Source organism: Burkholderia sp. 22PA0106, from assembly GCF_047497155.1.
Lineage (GTDB): Bacteria > Pseudomonadota > Gammaproteobacteria > Burkholderiales > Burkholderiaceae > Burkholderia.
Genome location: NZ_CP163162.1, coordinates 2,839,219 through 2,863,156 on the forward strand (window position 1 = coordinate 2,839,219; position 23,938 = coordinate 2,863,156).

The window sequence follows — 23,938 nt, forward strand, 5'->3', positions numbered from 1 at the left end:
CTCACCCGGAAGCCCTCCGCATGACATTCAGTTCTTCGAAACGCCGGTTCCTGAAAACCTCGCTCGGCAGCGCCGCGGCCGCCGCCACGCTGTCGGCGTTTCCGCCGGCGATCCGGCGCGCACTCGCGATCGACGCCAACAACGTCACCGGCACGCTCAACGACGTGCAGCACGTGGTGCTGCTGATGCTCGAAAACCGCTCGTTCGACAGCTATTTCGGCACGTTCCGCGGCGTACGCGGCTACGGCGACCGCTTCGCGATTCCGGCACCGGGCGCGACCAACATCTTCCATCAGAGCTATACGAAAGCGGGCGTGACCAGCGTGCTCGCGCCGTATCACCTCGACGAGACGCAAGGCAACGCGCTGCGCGCGGGCGGCACGCCGCACACCTGGAACGACGCGCAGGCGGCCTGGGACAACGGCCGCATGTCGGCATGGCCCACCGCCAAGACGCCGCTTTCGCTCGGCTACTACGAAACCGTAGAAGTGCCGTTCCATCGCGCGCTGGCCGACGCGTTCACGATGTGCGACGCGTATCACTGCGGCATGCACACCGGCACCATCGCGAACCGCCTGTTCTACTGGAGCGGCACCAACGGCCCGAACGGCAAGAGCCCCACCGACGGCAGCAACGTGGGCGTGGCCGCGCTGAACAACGAGTTCAACGGCGGCAACGACATCGGCCCATCCACCTCGGGCTGGACCTGGACCACCTACGCCGATCGCCTGCAATCGGCCGGCGTGAGCTGGAAGGTCTATCAGAGCCTGGTCGACAATTTCGGCTGCAACGAGATGATGGGCTTTCGCCACTGGCGCGCCGCGATCGAGCAGATGCCGGCCGCGCGCCGCCCGGTATACGTCTCGACGGTCGACATCAATCAATCGGTGACGGCCGCCGGCCCGTTCTACGACCCGGCCATCGACGATCCGCTGAGCCCTCTCGCCAAGGGCTTCGGCAACACCATGCCGCAAGGCTTCCTCGAAACGTTCCGCGATGACATCCAGAACGGCACGCTGCCGTCCGTCTCGTGGATCATTCCGCCGTCGTACTACAGCGAGCACCCGGGGCCGTCGAGCCCGACGCAGGGCGGCTGGTACGTGCAGGAAGTGCTCGACGCGCTGACCGCGAACCCGGACGTGTGGAGCAAGACGGTGCTGCTCGTGAACTACGACGAGAACGACGGCTTCTTCGATCACCTGCCGCCGCCGAGCGCGCCGTCGCACAATGCCGACGGTACGCTGGCCGGCGGCAGCACGCTGACCGATGCGGACATGGCGCCCGAATATCACAACTTCACGCCGGCCACCAGCAACCAGCCCGCGATCGACGGCCGCCCGTACGGCCCGGGGCCGCGCGTGCCGATGTGGGTGATCTCGCCGTGGAGCCGCGGCGGCTTCGTCAATTCGCAGGTGTTCGATCACACCTCCACGCTGATGTTTCTCGAGAAGCGCTTCGGCGTGGCCGAGCCGCAGATCAGCGCCTACCGCCGCGCGATCTGCGGCGACCTCAGCTCGTGCTTCAACTTCGTGTCGCCGAACGACGGCGCGCTGCCCACGCTGTCGGGCCGCACCACCAAGGTCGGCGCCGATTCGCTGGCATCGTCGCAGGCCGCGGCCAGCGCGATTCCGGTGCCGGCCGCCACCGCCACCTCGGCGCTGCCCGCGCAGGCCACCGGCACGCGGCCGTCGCGCGCGCTGCCCTACGAGCTGCACACCACGGCGCACCCGGCCGCCGCCGGCCTCACGCTCGAATTCACGAACGCCAGCGGCAACGCCACCGGCGCGGTGTTCCATGTGTACGACCGGCTGCATCTGGATCGCGTGCCGCGCCGCTACGCGGTGCAGGCCGGCAAGTCGCTGAGCGGCGTGTGGACGCCCGATGCGGCCGACAACGGCAGCTACGACCTGTGGGTGCTCGGGCCGAACGGCTATCACCGTGAATATGTGGGCAACCTCGGTGAACTCGGCGCGGGCGTCAACCCGGAAATTCAGGTGTGCTACCAGCCTTGCGACGCGTCGAGCGTGATCGTCAAGCTGTTCAATCGCGGCAGCCAGCCGGCTACCTTCACGGTGGCCGCCAACGCGTATCGCAGCGACGGCCCGTGGACGCTGACCGTGGCCGCCAACGCCTCGGGGGAACTGAGCTGGGCCGTGGCCGACAGCGGCAACTGGTACGACTTCACGGTCGGCAGCAGCACCTCCACGACGTTCCGCCGCCGCTTCGCGGGGCGCATCGAAACCGGCAAGGATTCGGTCTCCGATCCGGCGATGGGCACCGTCAGCTAAACGAACCGAACGCGGGAAAAAGACGGGCCGGCATGACATCGCCGGCCCGTCTCGTTTTGCTTCGCAGTACTGGTTTCGCCGTCTTACCGGCCTTCGAGCAGCGCCGCGCCCTGCGCGGCCTCGCCGAGCCGATCGCCCGGGTTGCGCAGCGGGCAGTCGCGCATCGACAGGCACCCGCAACCGATGCACCCGCCCAATTGATCGCGCAGTTTGGTGAGCTGATCGATCCGCTCGCTCAATTCGTCGCGCCACGCGGTGGAGAGCCGCCGCCAGTCGCGCACCGTCAATTTTCGGCCGGCCGGCAACGCATCGAGCGCCGACTTGATCGCGGCGAGCGGCATGCCGGCCCGCTGCGCGATCCGCACGATCGCAATCCGGCGCAGCACGTCGCGCGCATAGCGGCGCTGGTTGCCTTCGCTGCGCCAGCCGTGAATCAATCCCTTCGCTTCGTAGAAGTGAATCGTCGCCACGCTCACGCCGCTGCGACGGGCCACCTCGCCCACCGACATCGGTTGCTTCACGTCAATACTCATGCGCGCCCCCTTGACCTCAACCAAACATGAGGTTTTATAAACGATGCGGTTGGCCGGAGCAAGCACGCTTGCCGGCCTCGATCGAACCAGTAACGGGAGAACCCATGGGCAAGCGAGAGGAATTCACGGCGGCAGCAGCGCCTTCGACGAACGCGGCGACACCGGCGATATCGGCCAGCACCGGCTGGGCCGCGCTGTGCTCGGGCGCGAACGGCCTGCGCTCGCTCGCGCTGGCCGGCGGCGTGGCGTTGCATGCGATGAGCGTCTACGTGGTCGCCACCGTGCTGCCGAGCGTGGTGCGCGACATCGGCGGGCTCGACTTGTATTCGTGGAGCACGGCGATCTTCATCGTCGCGTCGATCGCCGGCTCGGCGCTCGCGGCCGGTTTGTTGAAGCGGCTCGGGCCGCGGCGCGCCTATGCGCTGTCGGCGCTGGTGTTCGCCACGGGCGCGGCGCTGTGCGCGCTCGCGCCGGCCATGCCGGTGCTGCTGGCCGGCCGGCTCGTGCAGGGCTTCGGCGGCGGGGTGCTGTGCGCGCTGGCCTATTCGATGATCCGCGTCGTGTTCGACGAGGCGCTGTGGCCGCGCGCGATGGCGCTCGTGTCGGGCATGTGGGGCGTGGCGACGCTGATCGGGCCGGCCGTGGGCGGCGTGTTCGCGGAATGGGGCATGTGGCGCGCGTCGTTCTGGTCGGTGGCGGGTGCGGCCACCGCGTTCGCGTTGCTGGCGGCGGCGGTGTTGCCGCGCAACGCGGCCTCGACCTCGGCCTCCGCTGCCGCGCAAGGCAACACCGCCACGCCGAAGCCGCAACTGGGCCTGCTGATCGCGGTGGTGCTGGCCGTGTCGGCCGGCAGCGCGTCCACCGACCCGGCCTGGAACCTGGCCGGCATCGTGCTGGCGATCGGCTGCGCGGCGCTGCTGGTGCGCATCGAGCGGCGCGCGTCGAACCGGTTGCTGCCGTCCGGCGCGTTCCGCCCCGGCTCGCCGGTCGCGAAGTGCTACGCGATCCTCGCGCTGCTGTCGCTCACGGTCACCAGCGCCGAAATCTTCGCGCCGCTGTTCCTGCAGGTGCTGCATCGCCAGCCGCCGCTCGCGGCCGGCTATCTGGCCGCGTTGATGGGCGCGGGCTGGACGCTCGGCGCGCTGGCCTGCTCGGGCGCGAGCGGCCCGAACCTGCGCCGCCTGATCGTGGCCGGGCCGCTGCTCGAACTGGCCGGCATGCTCGGCCTGTTCGCGCTGCTGCCGAGGGATAGCGGCGGCGAATGGCTCGCACTCCTGCCGATCTGCACGGCGATGGTGGCGCTCGGGTTGGGCGTCGGCGTGGCCTGGCCGCACTTGCTGACGCGCGCGCTGAAGGCCGTGCCCGATGCGGAGAACGCGCTCGCGGGCGCATCGATCACCACCGTGCAGTTGTTCGCGACGGCGGCCGGTGCGGCGCTGGTGGGGATGCTCGCCAACGCGGGCGGGCTGGTGGAGCCGGGCGGCGTGGCCGGCACGGCGCAAGCCGCGCGCTGGGTATTCGGTGCGTTGCTGCTCGCGCCGCTCGGCGCGGCGCTGATCGCGCGGCGCGCGGCCTGAGCGCGGCCCGCGTGTTGTGGGCTACTTCGCCAGAAGGCCCTCAAGATGTGCTCGGGTGGCGGCCCATTCGTCGTCGACGATGCCTGAGCGCACCCCCGAGAGCCGGGGCCGACTTCGCCAGCAGTCCTTCGAAATGCACGCGCGTGGCGGCCCATTCGTCGTCGATGATGTCCGAGCGCACCTACGTGCCATGGCCTACTTCGCCAGCAGTCCTTCGAGATGCGCACGCGTGGCGGCCCATTCGTCGTCGATGATGCTGAAGCGCACCGAGTTGCGCTTGCGGCCGTCCGGCATGATGCGCTCGTGGCGCACGACGCCCTCCTCGTGCGCGCCGATCCGCAGGATCGCGGCGCGCGAGCGTTCGTTCAGTACGTCGGTGGTGAACTGCACGCGCACGCAAGCGAGCGTCTCGAACGCGTAGCGCAGCAGCAGGTACTTGCATTCGGTGTTCGCGCCCGAGCGCTGCATCGACGCCGACAGCCACGTATGACCGATTTCGAGCCGGCGGTTGACGCGGTCGATCTTCCAGAAGCGCGTGCTGCCGACCACCTTGCCGCTGTCGCGCCGCACGATCGCGAACGGCATCACGGTGCCGGCGCGCTCGCCCTCGAACGCCTTCGCCAGATAGGCGTCGATGCCGGCCGGGCCGGGCACCACGGTCACCTTCAGGTTCCAGAGTTCGCCATCGGCGGCGGCGGCCAGCAACTCGGCCGGCGCGACCTCGCTCAACGGACGCAGCGTCACGAGCCGGCCGTCGAAGGTCGGCGTGGCGATCGGGGTGAAATTCGGTTCGGCGGACATGGCGGGCAGCGGGATCGGAAGGGAATGCGGCCCGACAGTATCGGCCATCCCGGCCCGAACGGGGAAGCGCCCGCAGGCCCGAAACGCAACACGGCCGGCGTCGCATTTGCGCGAAGCCGGCCGTGCCGAAACGGATGAAGGCAAGCGGAGCGGACGCACCGCTCCGCGCGCGATCAGAACTTGTGGCGGATGCCCACCAGCGCCAGTTCCTGGCTGTTGGTGCCCGAGTTCACGCCGAAGCTGCCGATCGATGCCTGGGCGGAGACCACCGCGCCGGCCGCGTTCAGCGAGTTGCCGCTGGCCTTCTGGTAGCCGGCCACCGCGTAGAGATCGGTGCGCTTCGACAGCGAGTACAGCGCGCCGATGTTGACCTGGTTGTAGTGGGCCGACACCGGGCCGGTCAGCGACGTGTAGCTGTAGCCGATACCCGTGTTCAGCGACGGCGAGAAGCGGTAGTTGAAGAAGCCCGAGCCGCTGTTGAACTTGGCCGTCGACTTGAACACCGACAGCGAATCGCCCACGTATTGCGTGTTCGAGTAGGCGATACCGAAGGTGGCCGCGCCCAGCACGTACTGGCCGGCGGCACGCACGATCTGGATCGACTTGGCGCTGGAGAAGCCCGTGTTGATGACGGTGTTGAACAGCGAATCCGAGGTGCTCGTCCAGGTGCGCGTGCCGTTCGTCACGGTGTTGCCGCCATTGGCGAAGAAGTAGCCGGCGCCGAGCGACAGCGGGCCGTGCGCGTACGACGCGCCGAAGCTGTAGGTCTGGCCGTTGCCGGTCTGGCCCGCCACGCCGCCGAGCGCGTACAGCGCCTCCACCTGGATGCCGGCGATCAGCGGGCTGGTGTACTTCACCGAGTTGCTGACGCGCAGGCTGTTGTCGTAGTTGTCGAGGTCGCCCGGCGTGGCGAAGGTGCCCCCGAACGGGCCGTCTTCGGTCAAGCCTTGCACCAGATCAACGATCGGATCGTACTGGCGGCCGATCGTCAGCGTACCCCAACGCTGATCGGCCAGGCCCACGATCGACTTGCGGCCGAATTCGCGGCTGCCCTGGCCGAGCGCGCCCGTGCCGACGTTGAAGCCGTTTTCGAGCTGGAAGATCGCAGCGAGGCCGCCGCCCAGATCTTCCGTGCCACGCAGGCCCCAACGGCTGCCCGACAGGCCGCCGCTGTTGAATTTCACCAGCGACGACTGGTTCGCGCCGTTGGCGCCCTGCGCATTGTGGACATACGCGATGCCGGCATCGACGATGCCGTAAAGCGTGACGCTGCTTTGCGCTTGTGCGGCCGGCGACAGGCTGGCGGCAAGGACGGTAACGGTGGGCAGTGCGAAGTAGGAAAGGCGCTTCATTCTTTTATGGCTCGGTCTGTTATTGGAAGAATCCGCACGTTAGCGAATTCCGTTCGGACCGGAAACAAACCAATTCTGCGATGAATATGAAAACAACAGGACGTTGTGTCGCATGGCGCCGTCGTGCTTTCGGCCCGAATCGGCCGCTTTATTTCTGTCTTGACAGAAATAACTGAAGGCCCGTACATTACGCCGCATGGAACTGACACCGCTTGCCGAACGATTCATTCTCCACTGGGGCGAAATGGGCTCCCGCTGGGGCGTCAACCGCACCGTCGCGCAGATTCACGCGCTGCTCTATCTCCACGGCAAGCCGATCGCCGCCGACGAGATCGCCGGCGCGCTCGGCGTGGCGCGCTCGAACGTCAGCACCAGCCTGAAGGAGCTGCAATCGTGGAAGCTCGCGCGCATCGTGCATGTGATGGGCGACCGGCGCGACCACTTCGAAACCTCGACGGATATCTGGGAGCTGTTCAAGCTGATCGTCGAAGGCCGCCGCCAGCGCGAGATCGACCCGACGCTGACGGTGCTGCGCGACACGCTCGTCAGCCCCGAGATGGCCAACGAAACGAAGGAAACCGAACAAAGGATTCGCGACACGCTGCAATTCATGGAGACGCTGACCACCTGGTCCGACGAAATGCTGCGCATGAAGCCCGATACGCTGATGAAGACGCTGGGGATCGGCGCGAAGATCAGCCAGGTGGTCCGGCGCAAGCCGAGCAAGTAAGCACGCGCGGGTGGCGACACCCGCTTTTTTTGGGCCCTATATTTCTGTTTATACAGAAACAACAGTAAGGACAATCAATCATGAACACCTCGCTCGCCCTCGCCATCCAGTTGCTGCTGCCCGTGCCGATCGGCTATGCCATCGCCCGTTACCTGCGCGCGGTCACGCGCAACCTGCTGATCGACCTGTGCGGCACCGAAGGGCGCGCCGATTTCTGGACGCGCATCACCCTGGTCATGCTGGTGCTCGGCCCGCTCGTGCTGGTGCTGGCGTTCGCGCGCAGCCCCGCCGCGTGCTCGGCCGACAACGCGTTGTGCGTGATCGGGGCGTTGCGCGCGACGGTGGTGTGGTCGCTGCTCGGCGCGATCGTGCCGCTGATCGCGATCGCGTCGCGGATCGCGCGGCAGATTCCGGTCGATGCAAACCCGGCCGCCGCCGTGCCTCGGGCAGTCGCGCCGGCGCAAGCCGCGATCGCCGCTGAAACCACCGGAGCCTCGGCATGAAGGTGCTGGTCTGCGGCGCGAACGGCACGATCGGCCGCGCGATCCGCGAACGGCTCGCGGCGCACGGGCACGACGTGATTGCCGGCGTGCGCACGCCGCGCCGGGACGGCGACATCGCGATCGATTACCGGCGCGATCACGATGTCGCCGCCTGGCTGCCACGCATCGCGGAAGTGGACGCGGTGGTCAACGCCGTCGGCATCCTGACCGAACGCGGCGGCCAGCGCTTCGACGCCGTTCACCGCGCGGCCCCGGTCGCGCTGTTCGAGGCGTGCCGCGCCGCCGGCGGCCGGCGCATCGTGCAAATTTCAGCGCTCGGCGCTGAAGCGGGCGCCACACCGTTTCTGCGCAGCAAGCGCGACGCCGACCGTCATCTGCTGGCGATGCCCGGCGACGCGCTGGTCGCGCGCCCGGCGCTGGTGTTCGATCCGGCCGGCCACTCGACGCGCCTGTTCGCGGCGCTCGCGAGCCTGCCGCTGCATCTGCTGCCCGACGGCGGACGGCAGCGGCTGCGCCCGGTGCATCGCGACGATCTCGCCGAACTGGTGGTGCGCTGGCTCGAACGCGGCACGCCGGGCCGCGAGAGCGCGGATGTGGTGGGCGGCCGCGAAGTGAGCTACGGCGAGATGCTGGCGATCTACCGCGCCGCGCTCGGCGGGCGGCCGGCGCGGGGCATCTCGGTGCCGGGGGCGCTGGTGGGCGCGGCGGCCGCCGCGATCGGCCACCTGCCCGGCGCGATGCTCGACCGCGACACCTGGACGATGCTCGCGAACGGCAATACCGCCAGTGCCGGCGGCACCGCGCGCCTGCTCGGCCGCCGTCCGCTCGGCCTGCCGCAAGGCGTGGCCGGGGCCGGGGCCGATGCGCAGCGCTTGCGCGCCGGCGCGCTAGCGGCGATCCGGCTGCCGCTGCTGCGCGGCGCGCTCGCGTTCGTGTGGCTCTGGACCGCCTGGGTCAGCGCGTTCGTGTTTCCGCGCGAGGCCAGCCTCGCGCGGCTCGGCGCGATGCATCTGCATGGTCTCGCCGCCACCGCCGCGCTGTACGGCGCCTGCGCGCTCGACGCCGGGCTCGGCCTGCTGACGCTAGCGCGGCCCGGGCGCCGCCTCTGGCTCGCCCAATTCGCGCTGGTGGCCGGCTATACCGCCGCCATCGCGCTGGCGCTGCCTGCTCAGTTCGCCGAACCGTTCGGCCCCCTGATCAAGAACGTGCCGATCCTCGCCATCCTGTTTCTGCTGATCCACGAATCGGATTTCTCATGAACGCCTATCTGATCGTCAAGACGCTGCATATCCTGTCCTCGGTGCTGATGGTCGGCACCGGCTTCGGTTCGGCGTTCTATCTGTTCTTCGCGAACCGCACGCGCTCGGTGCCGGCGATCGCGGCCGTCTCCCGGCTGGTGGTGCGCGCCGACTGGTGGTTCACCACGCCGGCCGTGCTGTTCCAGCCGGCCTCGGGCCTATGGCTCGCGCATCGGGCCGGCTGGCCGTGGCAGACGCCGTGGATCGTCGCCACGCTCGTGCTGTACGCGGTGGCCGCCGTGTGCTGGCTGCCGGTGGTCGGGATCCAGATCGAGATGGCGAAGCTCGCCACCACCGCGCATGCGGGCGGCGCGGCGATCCTGCCCGACGCCTACTGGCGCTATGCGAAGACCTGGGAGCGCCTTGGCTACCCGGCCTTCATCGCGATGCTGGCGGTGTATTTCCTGATGGTGGTGAAGCCGGGTTGAACGGGGGTTTGATCTACTTGCCCGCCAAACCCCGCACCGCCCGGCCGCCAGCCCCCGCCCCCGCCTCGCGCCGGAGCCGCACCGCCTCGGCCTGCGTCGCCACGCACGGCGCGGAGCCGGGCAGCGGCTGGCCGGCGCTCTCGCGCGCGGCGAGCACCGAGATCGCGCCGATCACCGCCGCGCCGATCAGGTAGTAGGCCGGCATCATCAGGTCGCCGGTGCGGCCGACCAGCCAGGCCGTGACGAGCGGCGTGGTGCCGCCGAACAGCGACACCGACACGTTGAAGCCGATCGCCAGCGCGCTGTAGCGCACCCGCGTCGGGAACAGCGCCGGCAGCGCGGAAGGCATCACCCCGCAGAAGCACGACAGCATCACGCCGAGCAGCATCATGCCGGCGAAGATCAGCGCGCCATGCCCGCTGCGCACCAGCAGCAGCGCGGGGATCGCCAGCACCGCCAGGCCGATGCAGCCGGCCAGCATCACCGGCCGCCGCCCGACACGATCGGACAGCCAGCCCGCCGCCAGCGTCATCGGCATCATCAGCACCATCACCGCGAGCACCACCACCAGCCCGCGCGTCTCGTCGTAGTGCAGCGTGGCCGACAGGTAGTTCGGCAGATACGCGAGCGCCATGTAGTCGGTCACGTTGAAGATCAGCACCAGCCCCACGCACACCAGCATCGCGCGCCACTGCCCGGCCAGCAGCGTGACCAGCGATTCCCGCGGGCGCGCGCGTTCGAGCCGCTCGCGATGCTCGGCCTCCTTGCGGAACGCCGGCGTTTCCTCCAGCCGCGTGCGGATGTACAGGCCGATCAGGCCGAGCGGCCCGGCCACGAAGAACGGCACGCGCCAGCCCCAGTCGAGCATCTGCGCGGGGCTCAACAGCGAGGTCAGCGCCGTAACCGTGCCCGCGCCGAGCAGATAGCCGGCCAGCGTGCCGAACTCCAGGAAGCTGCCCATGAAGCCGCGATGGCGGTCGGCCGAAAACTCGGCGATGAAGGTGGCCGCCCCACCGTATTCGCCACCCGTCGAGAAGCCCTGCACAAGCCGCGCGAGCAGCAGCAGCACCGGCGCGTAGATGCCGATCGACGCATACGACGGGATCAGGCCGATCGCGAACGTGCCGCAGGCCATCATGATCATGGTGGCGGCCAGCACGCGCTGGCGGCCGATGCGGTCGCCGAGCGGGCCGAACACCATGCCGCCGATCGGCCGCACCAGGAACGCGGCCGCGAACGTGCCGAAGGTGGCGATCAATTGCGCCGAGCCGCTCGTCGACGGGAAGAACACCTTGCCCAGCGTCACCGCGATATAGCTGTAAACGCCGAAATCGAACCACTCCATCGCGTTGCCGAGCGCCATCGCGCCCACCGCGCGCTTGAGCAGCGCGCGGTCGACCACGGTCACGTCGTCATCGGCGAAGCCCGCCTCGCGCGGCGGCCGGCTTCGTGCGGCGGTGCGGTTGCCGGCGGCGGGCCGCCGGGGTGGGCCCGAAGGCGGGCTTGGGTGCTTGCCTGACGGCTTGCGGGTCGAGTGGGTCGAGTGGCTCAAGGGCTCGCTCCTGGGAGGAATGGCGATGTGCGCCGCGCGGCACGCGGCCTTGTCTCTCGTGCGGCGGCCGGCCCGTGTCGCGCCGAAGCCGCAAGAAAGGTCACACCTCACCTTGCTTCGCCTCGGGGCGACACGGGCCGGCCGGCCGCCATCGCCTGTTATCGGATACCGCATCGTGTCCGCCCGAGTGTGCGGGACACGGCCCGCGCGATCCTGCCCCGATGCGCCCCGAAGCCGACAGGAAACGACAGCGTTCTCGCCCCGCTTCCGCGCGCCGCGAAGGCGCCGGTTGACGGGCCGAGGAGCGGGCGAGGAAATGTGTCGGGAAATGGCAAGCGCCCGTCGAATTTCCTTGATCGCGGGCGCGCGTTTATCGCAATGATTCGGGGGTGACGCCGCGAACGAATACCGCGGCAACGCCAGCCCGAAGCCGCCACGGCGCAAACCTGCCGCGCCGGCCGCCGGCTGCCCTTGCGCGCCATGACAGGGCCGGGTCGAACCGGCCTTCGGGCAGGCGTCGTCACGCACGACCCAACCTCTGGCATCGGCCCGCGCCGATGTTGATTTCATGCCCGCACCCACGCTTCGCCACTTCGGTTTCCTGACGCTGCCGTCGTTTTCGATGATCGCGTTCTCCAGTGCAATCGAAGCGCTGCGCATGGCGAACTACGCCGATCGCAGCGAGCACTACAGCTGGACCGTCTACTCCACCGACGGCAACGCCGTGCCGGCCAGCAACGGCATGATCGCGCGGCCCACCCGGCAGCTCGATTTCACCGAGCCGCTGCCCGACCTGATGATCGTCTGCGGCGGCACCCAGGTGCGCGACGCCGTGGACGCCACCGTGATCCACGCGCTGCGCGAGCTGGCGCGGCGCGGCGTGCCGCTCGGCGGCATCTGCACCGGCGCCTACGCGTTGATGGCGAGCGGCCTGCTCGACGGCTATCGCGGCACCGTGCACTGGGAAAACCTGTCGGCGCTGCATGCCGAATTCCCGGCCGTGCAGATCGTCGACGAGCTGTTCGTGATCGACCGCGACCGCGTGACCTGCACCGGCGGCACCGCGCCGCTCGACCTGATGATCGGCATCATCGCGGCCGAGCGCAGCCAGGACCTGGCCACGCGCGTGTCCGAGCAGTTCGTGCTGCAAAGGATTCGCGGCGCGAGCGATCCGCAGCCGATTCCGGTCGACGCGCGGGTGGGCTTCTCGCGCGCCGAGCTGGTGGAAGCGGTGCGGCTCATGGAAGCGAACATCGAGGAGCCGCTGCCGCTGGCCGATCTCGCGCGGCTGATCGCGCTGTCGGAGCGGCAGATGCAGCGCATGTTCAAGCATTACCTGACCACCTCGCCCACCCATTACTACCTGTCGGTGCGGCTCAAGCACGCGCGCGAGATCCTCCGCAACAGCGACGTGTCGATTTCGCAGGTCACGTCCTTGTCGGGCTTCCGGTCGGCCTGCCATTTCAGCAAGGCCTATCGCGCGCAGTTCGGCCACGCGCCGAGCCAGGAGCGGCGCGCGCCGAAAGCCGGGGCGGGGAAGGATGGCGCGCCGGCCGCGGCGAAAACCACGGCGAAGGGCCGCAAGCGCGCGGGCGGGCGAGATGGCGATGTTGCGGACGGGAATGGCAACGCGGCGGATGTTTGTGTGCCGCATGCGTGAGCGCTCGCACGCCTGAGCGCCGAATGCCAGGCACTGAGCATCGAGCGCTGGGCGCTGAACACCGAGCGCCGAATCCCTAACGCCTCACCATCCAAGTCCCCAGCCCACGAACACCCGAGCACCCGCCGCCCGCCCGGCGCCGGAACCACGCTCGGCCGCGATGACAGTTCCCCCACGGCACGCCAGCAGCCGTACAACTGTGCTGCTTTTTGCACTCACAAGCTGACGCCGCCCTCGCCCGCGATCCGCTTCTATCCTGCATGTCGATGCGCTGCCGAGCCGCCGGCCCGGTTCACGGCCGCGCGCGACCCAGGAGACGACGATGCCGACCGCCCCCCGCAACGCGCTTGCCCCATCGCACACACAGCACACCCAGCACGCACCGCCCGGACTACCCGCCGACGAACAGCGCTGGCGCGAGATGCCGCTCCCGCCTGCCACCACCCTGCCCGCGATCGCGCCCCGGCCGCCGGCCGGCATCGTGATCGGCCACTGGCTCGACCGCCGGACTCGCTGGCGCGAGCTGGTCGCACCGGTACTCGCGCGCCATTACACGATCAGCCTGCTGCTCGGCGCGGCCACCGTCGATTGCTACAAGAACGGCCGCCTGCTCGAACGCGGCACGGGCGGCCCAGGCGGCGTGCAACTGACCGCGCCCGGCGAATCGGTGCAATGCCGGTTTCGCGGCGAGAACGAGGCCTTGCACGTGTTCGTGCCGGCCGCACTGATCGATGCCGAATACGGCGCGGCCACGCCGCCGCGCCTGGAAGATCCGGGTTTTCGCGTCGATCCGGTGCTGGCGCCGCTCGCGCGCCAACTGGCCGGCCACGACCGCGCCACGGCCGGGCGGCATGATCAACTGCTGGCCGGCATCCTGCGCCATGTGCTGACGCGCTATGCGCGTGAACCGGGCAACGCGTGCGCGGGCTTGTCGGCGCCGCGCCTGCGGCGCGTGTTCGATTACGTCGAGGCGAACCTGGCCGAGCCGATCACGCTGCACGACATCGCGCGCCACGCCGGCCTGAGCCGCATGCACTTCGCGGCGCAGTTCCGGCTGGCGACCGGGCTCTCGCCGCATGCGTTCCTCACGCAGCGCCGCATCGAGCGGGCCAAGCGGCTGTTGCGCGACGGGCTGCCGATCGTCGAGGCCGCGCTCGCCAGCGGCTTCCCCGGACAGGCGCATTTCACGACGGTGTTTCGCGAGTTGACCGGCACCACGCCACGCCGCTGGCGCACGCAGATGGCGTGACCGGTTGCCGTGCATCGGACGCGGTTAGCACACGGCGGCAGCGGCGCGTTGCCGCTTGTTGCGAGCCCGCCTCAAAAATTCGGAAAGTGTGAATTCCGGCGCGTTGAATAATGGCGTCGCAGCGCGTTTCGCATGCGGATGCGTCGACTTCACGGCGCGCCTGAAATTCAAAAATACCCCTTTTTTACAGGCTCCCCCTCGATTCCAAGACGAATCCTCCGGAATCCGAACCGTTACCGCCCCCTCCTGCATCGCATCGAATCGCCTGCCTCAGCGCCGTTCGTGCGCTCGCTGATTTGCATATCGCCAAGCATCGCTTAGGTACGCGAATCGTCCCGCCTAGCATGGCGATCCCGTTGACTTTTCGTGCCTTGCACGCCCACGCCGCCATGCTGAACCGCTTCCTTCCCGCCACTCTCGCGCTCGCCGGCCTCGCGCTGCTGAGTCCCATGGCGCATGCGCAATCGAGCGTCGCGCTGTACGGCATCATCGATACCGGCATCACCTACACCAACAACCAGCACGGCAACGCGGCCTTCCAGTCCACCGCCAGCAACATCAACGGCACGCGCTGGGGCATCCAGGGGCAGGAGGATCTCGGCGGCGGCTGGCAGGCGATCTTCAAGCTCGAAAACGGCTTCAGCATCGATAGCGGCGCGTTCGGCCAGAACGGCCGGCTGTTCGGCCGGCAATCGTTCGTCGGGCTGTCGCGCAAGGGGGTCGGCGCGCTCACGGCAGGCCGGCAATACGACGTGGTGGTGGATTACCTCGGGCCGCTCGCGCTGACCGGCACCTCGTACGGCGGCATCCATTTCGCGCACCCGTACGACAACGACAATCTCGACAGTTCGTTTCGGATTGCCAACTCCGTGAAGTTCGAGACGGCCAGCCTCGGCGGCTGGCGTTTCGGCGCGCTGTACGGCTTCTCGAACGAGGCGGGCCGGTTCGCCGACAATCGCGCGGCCAGCTTCGGCACGCAATACACCTATGGCGATTTCACGTTCGCGGCGGCCTACCTCGAACTCGACAACGCCGGCTCGAACGCGCTCGACAACGCCTCGGGCGCGGTAGCCAGCGACGCCACCTTCACCGCCGGCCGCCAGCGCACCTGGGGCGCGGGCGCGCACTACGGGTTCGGACGCGGCGCGATCGGCGCGCTGTTCACGCAAACGCGCCTGCGCGACGCCAGCGGCATCGGCGCCTACGCGTCGGGCACGAGCAGCGGCATCGCGCTGACCAACGGCGCGGCGCATTTCACCAATCTCGAACTGAACGCGCGCTACGCGCTGACGGGCGCCGTCACGCTGGTGGCCGCCTACACGTTCACCGACGGCCAGCTCGACGGCCGCAGCCCGAAGTGGCAACAGGCGAACCTGCTGGCCGTCTACAGCTTCTCGAAGCGCACCAACGTGTATCTGCAGGCCGTGTATCAGCACGTGAGCGGCATGGACGGCACCAACATCGGCGCGGGCATCACCGGCCTCGCGCAGTCCAGCGCGAAGGAACAGGTGGCGACCACTCTCGGCATTCGCCATTTTTTCTGACCGGCCGCACGCGCCGCGCGGCCGGTGGCGTCACATGTCGGATCGAGCACGGATCAGACTCAGTCGAGCTTGTACGACCCCGCGCCGGTGCCGGCCAGCGCACCGCCATCGACGATCAGGTATTCCGGACGGATCGCCTGCTTGCCGAAGAAGCATTGCAGGATCTCCAGCGTGCCCGCCGCGTAGCGATGCTGCGCCGACAGCGAGCTGCCCGAGATATGCGGCGTCATCCCTTCGTACGGCATGCGCCGCCACGGATGATCGACCGGCGCGGGCTGCGGATACCACACGTCGCCCGCATAACCGGCCAGCTTGCCCGACTCGACCGCGCGCACCACGGCGTCGCGGTCGCACAGCTTGCCGCGCGCGGTGTTGATCAGGTAAGCGCCGCGCTTGACGCGCTCGAACATCCGGTCGTCGAACATGTGCTCGGTGGACGGATAGAGCGGGCTTTGCAGATTGATCACGTCGCACACCTCGACCAGCGATTGCGGCGTCTCGTGATACGTCAGGCCCAGTTCGCGCTCGATCTCGTTCGACAGGCGATGCGGGTCGTAGTAATGCAGCTTCACGTCGAACGGCTTCAGGCGGCGCAGTACCGCCAGCCCGATGCGGCCGGCGCCGATCGTGCCGAACTGCATGCCTTCGAGGTCATAGCTGCGGCTCACGCAATCGGCGATGTTCCAGCCGCCATTGACCGCGTACTGGTGCGACGGCAGGTAATTGCGCACCAGCGACAGCGTCATCATCACCACATGCTCGGCCACGCTGATGCTGTTCGAGAACGTCACTTCGGCCACCGTCACGCCGTGCTCGGCCGCGGCCTTCAGATCGACGTGATCCGAGCCGATGCCGGCCGTCACCGCGAGCTTCAGTTTCTTCGCGCGGGCGAGGCGCTCGGGCGTCAGGTACGCGGGCCAGAACGGTTGCGAGATCACGATGTCGGCGTCGGCCAGATGGCGATCGAAGTTCGAATCGGCGCCGTCCTTGTCGCTCGTCACGATCAGTTCGTGGCCCTGACTTTCGAGCCAGGCGCGCAGGCCCAGTTCGCCCGACACGCAGCCGAGCAACTCGCCCGGACGGAAGCCCAGCTCGCCCTTCGGCGATGGCACCGTCTGCCCGTTCGGATAGCGCTCGATCTTCGGAATGTCGTCGCGCGCGTAGGCCGGCGGGTAGCCGGTGACGGGATCGGGATAGAGAACGCAAAGTACCTTGGCCATCTGAATCTCTCCTGGTTTATGGGCCGTTGCAGTGCCTGTCTGCAAGGTGAAGCCAGTCTGCCAAGTTCGGATGCCTGAAAATTCCGGAATCGCACGGTTTCCGCCGTGCGTTCGCCGCGCGTCGAAACGGCATCGCCCGCCGTAGCCGGTCGTGCTGCACCGGTCGCGGCGGGCGACGCAAGTTCCGTACTACGAACCGATCCGAATCGATCAGAGCAGCATGCCGCCCGACGCCTCGATGCGCTGCGCGTTGACCCAGCGGTTGTCGTCGGCCAGCAGCGACGCGATCAGCGGGCCGATGTCGCCGGCCTGACCGACGCGGCCGAGCGGCGTCATCTCCGAGATGCGGCGGTTCAGTTCGGGGTTGTCGCGCACCATGCCGCCGCTGAAATCGGTGGCGATCGCACCGGGCGCCACCGTGTTCACGACGATGCCGCGCTCACCGAGTTCGCGCGCCAGATAGCGCGTCAGCACTTCCACCGCGCCCTTCATCGACGCATACGCGCTGCTGCCCGGGAACGAGAAGCGCGTCAGGCCCGACGAGATGTTGACGATGCGCCCGCCGTCGTTGAGCAGCGGCAGCAGCGTTTGCGTCAGGAAGAACACGCCCTTGAAATGCACGTTGTAGAGCGCATCGAGATCGGCCTCGGTCACGCTCGCGAACGGCGCGTGATGCGAGGTGCCCGCGTTGTTGACCAGATAGTCGAAACGCGGCTGGCCGAGTTGCGCGAGCGCCTCGCTCACCTTGCCGGCGAATGCCGCGAACGCGCCGGTGTTGCCGGTGTCGAGTTGCAGCGCGATCGCGCGGCGGCCGAGCGCGGCCACTTCGGCCACCACCTTGTCGGCTTCGGCCGAATTCGAATGCCAGGTGAAGATCGAATCGACGCCGCGCCGCGCCAGGTTGACGACCGTGTCGCGGCCGAGGCCACGGCTGCCGCCCGTGACGATGGCGATCTTGCCGGCTTGCGCGGCGACGGGGGATGTTTGCTGGGACATGAGGACCTCGAATCGAGTGAAGGGAACACGAGAGCCATCGTACGGCCGGCCCCGGGCCGCGGTGAATGTCGGAAATCGACAAATTCTTGCCTGATCCTGCTCGATCGCGCAGCGTCGGCCGGCTTGCCGTTATGCTGGCGTGACGCGCTGCCCGCGCCGCCCGACCGGCTCCCCTGCCCGCCAAGGACGCACGATGAAAACCCAAGCCCTGCTCGATGTGGTCCGTCACCATATCGACCGCCAACCCGCCGCCCACGTGTATCGCACCGCGATCGACAGCATGCTGATCACGCGCGCCACCGAGGATCGCCCGCAAAGCCACCTGCTGTTCAGGCCGGCGCTGTGCATCGCGTTGCAGGGCGCGAAGCGCACCACGTTCGGCACGCGCGATTACCTGTATCGCGCCGGCGAGGCGCTGGTGGTCAGCGTGGAGATGCCGGCCGTCGGCCAGATCGTTCAGGGTACCGAAGCAAATCCCGCGATCGCGCTCGTGATCGGGCTGGACATGACGGTGATGCGCAGCGTGCTCGACAGCTTCGAGGCGCCGCCGCCCGCGCGCGATCACGCGGGGCCGGGGGTGTTCGTCGAATCGTTGCGGCCCGAGTTGGCCGAATGCGCCGCGCGCGCGGTGCGCATGCTCGACACGCCGCATGCGATTCCGGTGCTGTATCCCGGCATCATGCGCGAGCTGTGCTACTGGCTGCTGGCCGGGCCGAACGGCGGCGAGATCGTCGGCATGCTGCTCGCCAACGGGCAGGCCGAGCGCGTGGTGCGCGCGGTGCATGCGCTGCGCGACCGCTTCGACAGCGCGATCAGCATCGACGAACTGGCGCAACTGGCGCGCATGAGCCCGTCGGCGTTTCATCGGCAGTTCAAGGCGCTGACGTCGATGACGCCGCTGCAGTATCAGAAGCAGCTACGGCTGCTCGAAGCGCGGCGCATGATCGCCAGCGACGCAGTCAAGGTCGAGGAGGCGGCGTTCAAGGTGGGCTATGAAAGCGCCTCGCAGTTCAGCCGGGAATATTCGCGGATGTTCGGCACGCCGCCCAAGCGCGATGCGGCGGTGCTGATGGCGGCGCGGCGCGAGGGGCGCGGCGTGGAGGCGGGGGTGGTGTGAGGCGGCGCGGAACGCGGCGGCCGGGGCGTTCGGCCACCGGGCCGCGTTCTCCGCTCGGCGCGGTTCGCTGACGATCCCGCGCCTGTCGCGCTCACAGCTCCCGCACGTCCGTCACCGCTTCCGCCCCGAACGCCTCTCCCAACGCGTAATCGAGCAACTTGCGCGCCGCATCGTCGGGCGTCGTCAACGCACCGCTGGCCTTCAGTTGTTCGAAGCGTTCGAGTTGCGGGAAGCGCGCGGCGTCGGTGCCGCGAATGGTCGCCTGCATGTCGGTATCCACCACGCCCGGCGCGACGCTCGCGATGCGCAGCGGCCCGTTCGCATCGAGCGCCACGGCGCGCGCATGATGATCGAGCGCGGCCTTGGTCGCGCAATACACGCTCCAGCCGGCATAGGCATTGCGCGCCGCGCCGCTCGACACATGCACGATGCGCCGCTCCAGCGCGCCGCCGCCGAGCTTCGCCACGGCGCTCGCGAACATCAGCGGCGCGGTCACGTTCAGGCCGACGGCCAGCGCGATCGCCTCGGGCGTTTGCGTCGCGAGCGGGCCGATCGGCTCGACGGCGCCCGCGTTGTTGATCAGCAGCACGCAGCGCGCGCCTTGCGCGAAGCGTTCGAGCGCGCCGCTCGCGAGCCACGCGGCGAGCTTCGCGGGATCGGACAGGTCGAGCGCCACTTGCGCGAAGCGCTCGCCGAATTGCGCCGCCAGGTGCGGATGCTCGCCGCGCGACACGCCGAGCACGGCCGCGCCGCGTTCCAGCAGTTGCGTGGCGAGCGCGGCGCCGAGGCCGCGCGTGTGGCCGGTGACGATGGCGCGAATCGGAGGCAGGGAGGAATCGGTCATGGGGATCTCGGTCGGGCTTGAGGGAAGTGCGCCGGCTTGCGGCAAACGCGCCGGCGGCACGCGGGCAGGCCGTTATCGTAACGACGCGCCGCGCGAGCGGCAATCGCGCGCGGCGGCGCAAGCTTTCTGAAAACCAGTGCCGCCTCGCGTCACGGCTGGGCGACGACCGCACCGCGACCGCGCTATCGCCGCTTCACTGCCGCCTCACCGCCGCCCCACCGCCGCATCACCGCCGTCTCACCTGCCATCTCACCCGCCGTCTCACCGCCGCCTCACCCGCCGCGCCACCTTCGGCGCGCTTTTCCCACCGCGAGTAAGATGCCGCTTGCCGCCGATCACCCGCCCCGCCGCCGTCCCTGGCCGGCTCGCGATCGCCCGGCACGCGCCGGCGTCCGCCGGCCCGGCGCGGCTCCGATCCCGTGCGCGACGCCCGTTCGCCGCGCCGCGCGCCCCGAATCACCGACTCGCAGGAGATTGACGCAATGACGCAAGACATCACCGGAAACATGTTGATCGGCGCCGCCTCGGTGCGCGGCACGCAGGGCACGCTGCGCGCCTTCGTGCCGGCCACCGGCCAGGAGATCGAGCCCGAATTCGGCGCCGGCGGCGCGGACGACGTCGATCGCGCCTGCCGCCTGGCCGACGCCGCGTTCGACACGTTCCGCAACGCCCCGCTCGACACCCGCGCCGCGCTGCTGGAAAAGATCGCCGAACGCATCGAGGCGCTCGGCCCGACGCTGATCGAACGCCTGCATCTGGAAACGGCGCTGCCGGTGGCGCGTCTCGAAGGCGAGCGCGCCCGCACCTGCGGCCAGTTGCGCCTGTTCGCGACGGTGGTGCGCGCCGGCCGCTGGCTCGACGCCACGCTCGATTCCGCGCTGCCCGAGCGCAAGCCGCTGCCGCGCGCGGACCTGCGCGCGCGCAAGATCCCGGTGGGCCCGGTGGCGGTGTTCGGCGCCAGCAACTTCCCGCTCGCGTTCTCGGTAGCGGGCGGCGACACGGCGTCGGCGCTGGCGGCGGGCTGCCCGGTGGTGGCCAAGGCGCACGAGGCGCACCTCGGCGGCTCGGAACTGGTGGGCCGCGCGATCCAGCAGGCGGTGGCCGACGTAGGCCTGCCCGAAGGCGTGTTCTCGCTCGTGATCGGCAAGGGCAACACGGTGGGCGAGGCGCTGGTCGCGCATCCGGCGATCAAGTCGGTGGGCTTCACCGGCTCGCGCCGCGGCGGCCTCGCGCTGACGGCGATCGCGGCCAAGCGCGCCGAACCGATCCCCGTGCACGCGGAAATGAGCAGCATCAACCCGGTGCTCCTGATGCCGGCCGCGCTCAAGCAACGCGGCGCGCAGATCGCGCAGGGCTTCGTCGATTCGCTGGCGCTCGGCGCGGGCCAGTTCTGCACCAATCCGGGCCTGATCCTCGCGATCGCCGGCCCCGAACTCGACGCGTTCGTGGCCGACGCCTCGGCCGCCATCGCGGCCAAGCAGGCCCAGCCGATGCTGTCGGCCGGCATCGCCGCCACCTATCGCCGCCAGATCGACGAGCGCGCGCAGCAGCCGGATGTCACGCAAGTGGCGAGCGGCATCGCCGACGCCAATGTCTGCACGGCGCTGCCGGTGCTGTATCGCACCACCGCCGCCGCGTTCGCCGCGAATCACGGCCTGGCCGACGAAATCTTCGGGCCGACCTCGATCGTGGTGGCCTGCCGCGACGAGGCCGAACTGCTCGGCATCCTCGACGGCATCGAAGGCCAGTTGACGGCCACGCTGCTGCTCGATCCGGCCGACTACCCGGCCGCCAGGCGCCTGCTGCCGGTGCTGGAGCGCAAGGTCGGGCGGATTCTCGCGAACGGTTACCCGACCGGCGTCGAGGTGTGCCATGCGATGGTGCACGGCGGCCCGTTCCCGGCCACGTCCGATTCGCGCACCACCTCGGTCGGCACGCTGGCGATCGATCGCTTCCTGCGCCCGGTCTGCTATCAGGACCTGCCGGCCGAACTGCTGCCCGAAGCGCTGCAGGACGCCAACCCGCTCGGCCTCTGGCGCCTGCGCGACGGCGAACTCGTGAAGCAATGACGCCGGCCCGCTCGCGGGCGCGCTCGTCATGAAAAAAGGGCCGACGCGCTGCCGCGTCGGCCCTTACTCATTCATGCGATGCCGCCTGGGATGACCGGCGGCGCGCCGCTCAGTTCGCCAGATCGTCCGGCAGCTTGCCGCCGTTGGCCGCGAGCGCCTGCATCAGCTTCTTGTGCAGCCAGATGTTCATGCTGGCCGAATCGTTGGTGTCGCCGTCGTACTTCAGTTCCGCCGCGAGCTGCTTGCGGTGGTCGAGGCTGCTGTCCACGCCGAGCGCCTTCAGGGTGTCGACGATCGACACGCGCCAGTTCAGCGTCTGCCCGCTTTCGCCGACGAGCTGGTCGAGCACGGCCGCCACGTCCACGTCGGACAGCGGGGCCGGCGCCGGGGCGGCGTCGGGGGCGGCGGCCTGGGCCGCTGCGGGATCGGGTTGCGGTGCCGCGGCGGGGGGCGCCTGATCCGGCTTGGCCTTGCCGAACAGCTTGTTCACGATATCGCCAAAGATGCTCATGGTCGTGCTCCGGTTGGTTCGTGAAAACAGAACACGCGCGACCGGACCGGCCGCGCGTTCCCGCGCCATGGTAACCGCAATGCCATGACGAAACTGTCAAAAGTCGTAAGCGTGCGGCGTTGCGTACCGCTGTATCGCGCGTTGTGTGCGCTACCGCTCAAAAGTGGATTCGGCACGAATCGGCGGGCATCGCGAACCAGGCGAGCGTCGCGGCCACGAGGTAGATCAGCAGCGCGGCGATCCAGACCTGCGTGCCGGTCACGCGCCACGCCACCCGGCTGCGCAGCGCGGCCACCAGGCCGACCCACGCGGCAAGCGCGAGCAGCGCGACCGGTGCGTTTTCGAGCGCGCCGCCCACGCCGATCACGGCGAACATGACGGTCCAGCCGGCCGCGAGGCCGAGATCGCGGCACTGCCCCGTCATCACGCCGAAGCCGCCGGCCAGCGCCACGGCGATCAACGCCAGCAACAGCAGCAGGCTCGACAGCAGCAGGTGGCGGCGGCGCGGCGGCTGCGTTTCCATCGTCGCCAGTTCGCCCAGGGCTGCCGGAGAAAGCGGTGCATCGGATTCGGTCGGTTCGGTCATCGAGGCTCCTTCAGCCGGATCGGGATGTCGCTCAATGGGCGGCCAGATCGGCCAGCAGCCAGTCGCGAAACGCCACGAGCACCGTATGCTGCGCCACGCGCGGCGGATAGACAAGAAAGTAGGCGCGCGAACTCGGCACCGGCGCGAACGGGCTGACAAGCCGCCCGTCGCGCAACTCCTCCTCCACCAGCATGCGCGGCACCAGCGCCACGCCGACCCCGGCGATCACGGCCTGGATCAGATGCGAGGTCAGCTCGAAACTCGGGCCGGGGCGCAGCGCGTCGTGCGGCACGCCCTGCGCCTCGCACCAGACGCGCGCCGCATCGGGAAAGCTGCGCACGCGCAGCAGCGCGAGTTCGGCCAACTGCGGGGCCAACTGGGTAGCCAACTGCCCGGCCAACGGCACAGCCAACGGGGCCGCCGACCGCGCGGCCGGCCGGTCGGCACCCGACGCGGCGCGGCGTTTCGCTCGGCCGCCGCGCGCTTGCCACGCCGCCGGCAACGCCGCCGGGCTGCCGACCAGCACCAGTTCCTCGTCGTGCAGCCGATGCGCGATCAGTTCGGGCCAGCGGCCGTCGCCCACGGCGATCGCCGCGTCGAGGTCCATCGCCGTGAAATCCACCGGCCCGATCCGCGAATGCAGGTCGATCTGCCAGGACGGATGCGCCTGATAGAAGCGCGGCAGGCGCGGCATCAGCCATTTCGCGCCGAAGGTGGGCAGCGTGGCCACGCGCAGTTGCGTGGCCGGCGCGGTGGAGGCCAGCACGCGCAGCGTCGCGTCGCGGATGCGCGCGAGCGCGTCGCCCAGCTCGGCCATGTAGGCGCGCCCGGCGTCGGTCGGCGCGATCCGCTTGCCTTCGCGCACGAACAGCGTCACGTCGAGCATCGCCTCCAGCGCCTGCACCTGCCGGCTGACGGCGCTTTGCGTCAGCGCCAGCTCCTCGGCCGCGCGCGTGAAGCTCTGGTGCCGCGCCGAGGCCTCGAACGCCAGCAGCAGCGACATCGACGGCGTGAGTTTCCGGTAATTCATTCATAAACCTCATGATCTGTCCGACGAACATACGTTTGCCGAGGCGCGCC

General features: G+C 69.3%; 21 protein-coding genes. 11 read left to right on the plus strand and 10 right to left on the minus strand.

The genetic code is table 11. From position 1 onward, the window contains the following. The first annotated feature begins 20 nt into the window (after positions 1 to 20). Positions 21 to 2,288 carry a phosphocholine-specific phospholipase C gene (locus tag AB4850_RS12225; RefSeq protein ID WP_414440066.1) on the plus strand — a complete coding sequence of 756 codons (2,268 nt, stop codon included), beginning with the start codon at positions 21 to 23 and terminating at the stop codon, positions 2,286 to 2,288. Positions 2,289 to 2,371: 83 nt separating this feature from the next. On the opposite strand, the gene soxR is transcribed toward AB4850_RS12225, so the two are convergent. Continuing rightward, complete coding sequence (gene soxR, locus AB4850_RS12230; protein ID WP_414440067.1) at positions 2,372 to 2,821, minus strand: redox-sensitive transcriptional activator SoxR; 450 nt, start codon at positions 2,819 to 2,821, stop codon at positions 2,372 to 2,374. Positions 2,822 to 2,988: 167 nt separating this feature from the next. On the opposite strand from soxR, the gene AB4850_RS12235 reads away from it, so the two are divergent. Then, entirely contained in the window at positions 2,989 to 4,398 is a 1,410-nt protein-coding gene (locus AB4850_RS12235; RefSeq protein WP_414442020.1) for an MFS transporter, read from the plus strand. A 195-nt stretch (positions 4,399 to 4,593) separates the two neighbouring features. Here AB4850_RS12235 and AB4850_RS12240 read toward each other — a convergent pair whose 3' ends face one another. Together AB4850_RS12240 and AB4850_RS12245 are read right to left on the minus strand one after the other, a co-directional pair. Continuing rightward, a complete protein-coding gene (locus AB4850_RS12240) occupies positions 4,594 to 5,199 on the minus strand; it encodes a GNAT family N-acetyltransferase (RefSeq protein WP_414440068.1) in 606 nt (201 codons plus the stop codon). A gap of 173 nt (positions 5,200 to 5,372) precedes the next feature. Then, positions 5,373 to 6,551 carry a porin gene (locus tag AB4850_RS12245; protein ID WP_414440069.1) on the minus strand — a complete coding sequence of 393 codons (1,179 nt, stop codon included), beginning with the start codon at positions 6,549 to 6,551 and terminating at the stop codon, positions 5,373 to 5,375. Positions 6,552 to 6,747: 196 nt separating this feature from the next. On the opposite strand from AB4850_RS12245, the gene AB4850_RS12250 reads away from it, so the two are divergent. From AB4850_RS12250 to AB4850_RS12265, 4 genes are all read left to right on the plus strand, one after another. Then, positions 6,748 to 7,281: a GbsR/MarR family transcriptional regulator gene (locus tag AB4850_RS12250; protein ID WP_414440070.1), complete on the plus strand. Its 534-nt coding sequence runs from the start codon at positions 6,748 to 6,750 to the stop codon at positions 7,279 to 7,281. Positions 7,282 to 7,361: 80 nt separating this feature from the next. After that, positions 7,362 to 7,784 carry a hypothetical protein gene (locus AB4850_RS12255; protein ID WP_414440071.1) on the plus strand — a complete coding sequence of 141 codons (423 nt, stop codon included), beginning with the start codon at positions 7,362 to 7,364 and terminating at the stop codon, positions 7,782 to 7,784. Further along, positions 7,781 to 9,043: an SDR family oxidoreductase gene (locus AB4850_RS12260; RefSeq protein WP_414440072.1), complete on the plus strand. Its 1,263-nt coding sequence runs from the start codon at positions 7,781 to 7,783 to the stop codon at positions 9,041 to 9,043. The genes AB4850_RS12255 and AB4850_RS12260 overlap by 4 nt, the downstream gene beginning before the upstream one ends. Continuing rightward, positions 9,040 to 9,510, plus strand: a complete 471-nt coding sequence (locus AB4850_RS12265) for a DUF2269 family protein (RefSeq protein ID WP_414440073.1) — start codon at positions 9,040 to 9,042, stop codon at positions 9,508 to 9,510. The genes AB4850_RS12260 and AB4850_RS12265 overlap by 4 nt, the downstream gene beginning before the upstream one ends. Positions 9,511 to 9,523: 13 nt before the next feature. On the opposite strand, the gene proP is transcribed toward AB4850_RS12265, so the two are convergent. Beyond that, complete coding sequence (gene proP, locus AB4850_RS12270; RefSeq protein WP_414440074.1) at positions 9,524 to 11,062, minus strand: glycine betaine/L-proline transporter ProP; 1,539 nt, start codon at positions 11,060 to 11,062, stop codon at positions 9,524 to 9,526. Between the two features lie 568 nt (positions 11,063 to 11,630). On the opposite strand from proP, the gene AB4850_RS12275 reads away from it, so the two are divergent. The 3 genes from AB4850_RS12275 to AB4850_RS12285 all read left to right on the plus strand — a co-directional run bounded on the left by AB4850_RS12275 (position 11,631) and on the right by AB4850_RS12285 (position 15,515). Then, positions 11,631 to 12,722 (plus strand): GlxA family transcriptional regulator, encoded by a 1,092-nt coding sequence (locus AB4850_RS12275; protein ID WP_414440075.1) that lies wholly within the window; start codon positions 11,631 to 11,633, stop codon positions 12,720 to 12,722. 322 nt (positions 12,723 to 13,044) lie between these two features. Further along, positions 13,045 to 13,971: a helix-turn-helix domain-containing protein gene (locus AB4850_RS12280; protein ID WP_414440076.1), complete on the plus strand. Its 927-nt coding sequence runs from the start codon at positions 13,045 to 13,047 to the stop codon at positions 13,969 to 13,971. Positions 13,972 to 14,360: 389 nt separating this feature from the next. Continuing rightward, entirely contained in the window at positions 14,361 to 15,515 is a 1,155-nt protein-coding gene (locus tag AB4850_RS12285) for a porin (RefSeq protein WP_414442021.1), read from the plus strand. A 59-nt stretch (positions 15,516 to 15,574) separates the two neighbouring features. Here the strand turns inward: AB4850_RS12285 and AB4850_RS12290 are convergent, their stop codons facing one another. Then, a complete protein-coding gene (locus AB4850_RS12290; protein ID WP_414440077.1) occupies positions 15,575 to 16,735 on the minus strand; it encodes an NAD-dependent formate dehydrogenase in 1,161 nt (386 codons plus the stop codon). Between the two features lie 210 nt (positions 16,736 to 16,945). After that, complete coding sequence (locus AB4850_RS12295; RefSeq protein ID WP_414440078.1) at positions 16,946 to 17,731, minus strand: SDR family NAD(P)-dependent oxidoreductase; 786 nt, start codon at positions 17,729 to 17,731, stop codon at positions 16,946 to 16,948. Between the two features lie 193 nt (positions 17,732 to 17,924). Between AB4850_RS12295 and AB4850_RS12300 the strand changes: the two genes are divergently transcribed. Beyond that, a complete protein-coding gene (locus tag AB4850_RS12300; RefSeq protein WP_414440079.1) occupies positions 17,925 to 18,848 on the plus strand; it encodes an AraC family transcriptional regulator in 924 nt (307 codons plus the stop codon). A 91-nt stretch (positions 18,849 to 18,939) separates the two neighbouring features. On the opposite strand, the gene AB4850_RS12305 is transcribed toward AB4850_RS12300, so the two are convergent. After that, complete coding sequence (locus AB4850_RS12305) at positions 18,940 to 19,692, minus strand: SDR family oxidoreductase (RefSeq protein ID WP_414440080.1); 753 nt, start codon at positions 19,690 to 19,692, stop codon at positions 18,940 to 18,942. A 482-nt stretch (positions 19,693 to 20,174) separates the two neighbouring features. On the opposite strand from AB4850_RS12305, the gene AB4850_RS12310 reads away from it, so the two are divergent. Then, complete coding sequence (locus AB4850_RS12310; RefSeq protein WP_414440081.1) at positions 20,175 to 21,761, plus strand: aldehyde dehydrogenase (NADP(+)); 1,587 nt, start codon at positions 20,175 to 20,177, stop codon at positions 21,759 to 21,761. 109 nt (positions 21,762 to 21,870) lie between these two features. Here the strand turns inward: AB4850_RS12310 and AB4850_RS12315 are convergent, their stop codons facing one another. The 3 genes from AB4850_RS12315 to AB4850_RS12325 all read right to left on the minus strand — a co-directional run bounded on the left by AB4850_RS12315 (position 21,871) and on the right by AB4850_RS12325 (position 23,888). Then, positions 21,871 to 22,272: a DUF3597 domain-containing protein gene (locus AB4850_RS12315; protein WP_414440082.1), complete on the minus strand. Its 402-nt coding sequence runs from the start codon at positions 22,270 to 22,272 to the stop codon at positions 21,871 to 21,873. Between the two features lie 157 nt (positions 22,273 to 22,429). Beyond that, positions 22,430 to 22,858, minus strand: coding sequence for a hypothetical protein (locus AB4850_RS12320; protein ID WP_414440083.1), 429 nt, complete (start codon positions 22,856 to 22,858; stop codon positions 22,430 to 22,432). A gap of 31 nt (positions 22,859 to 22,889) precedes the next feature. Next, positions 22,890 to 23,888, minus strand: a complete 999-nt coding sequence (locus AB4850_RS12325) for a LysR substrate-binding domain-containing protein (RefSeq protein WP_414440084.1) — start codon at positions 23,886 to 23,888, stop codon at positions 22,890 to 22,892. Positions 23,889 to 23,938: the final 50 nt, after the last annotated feature.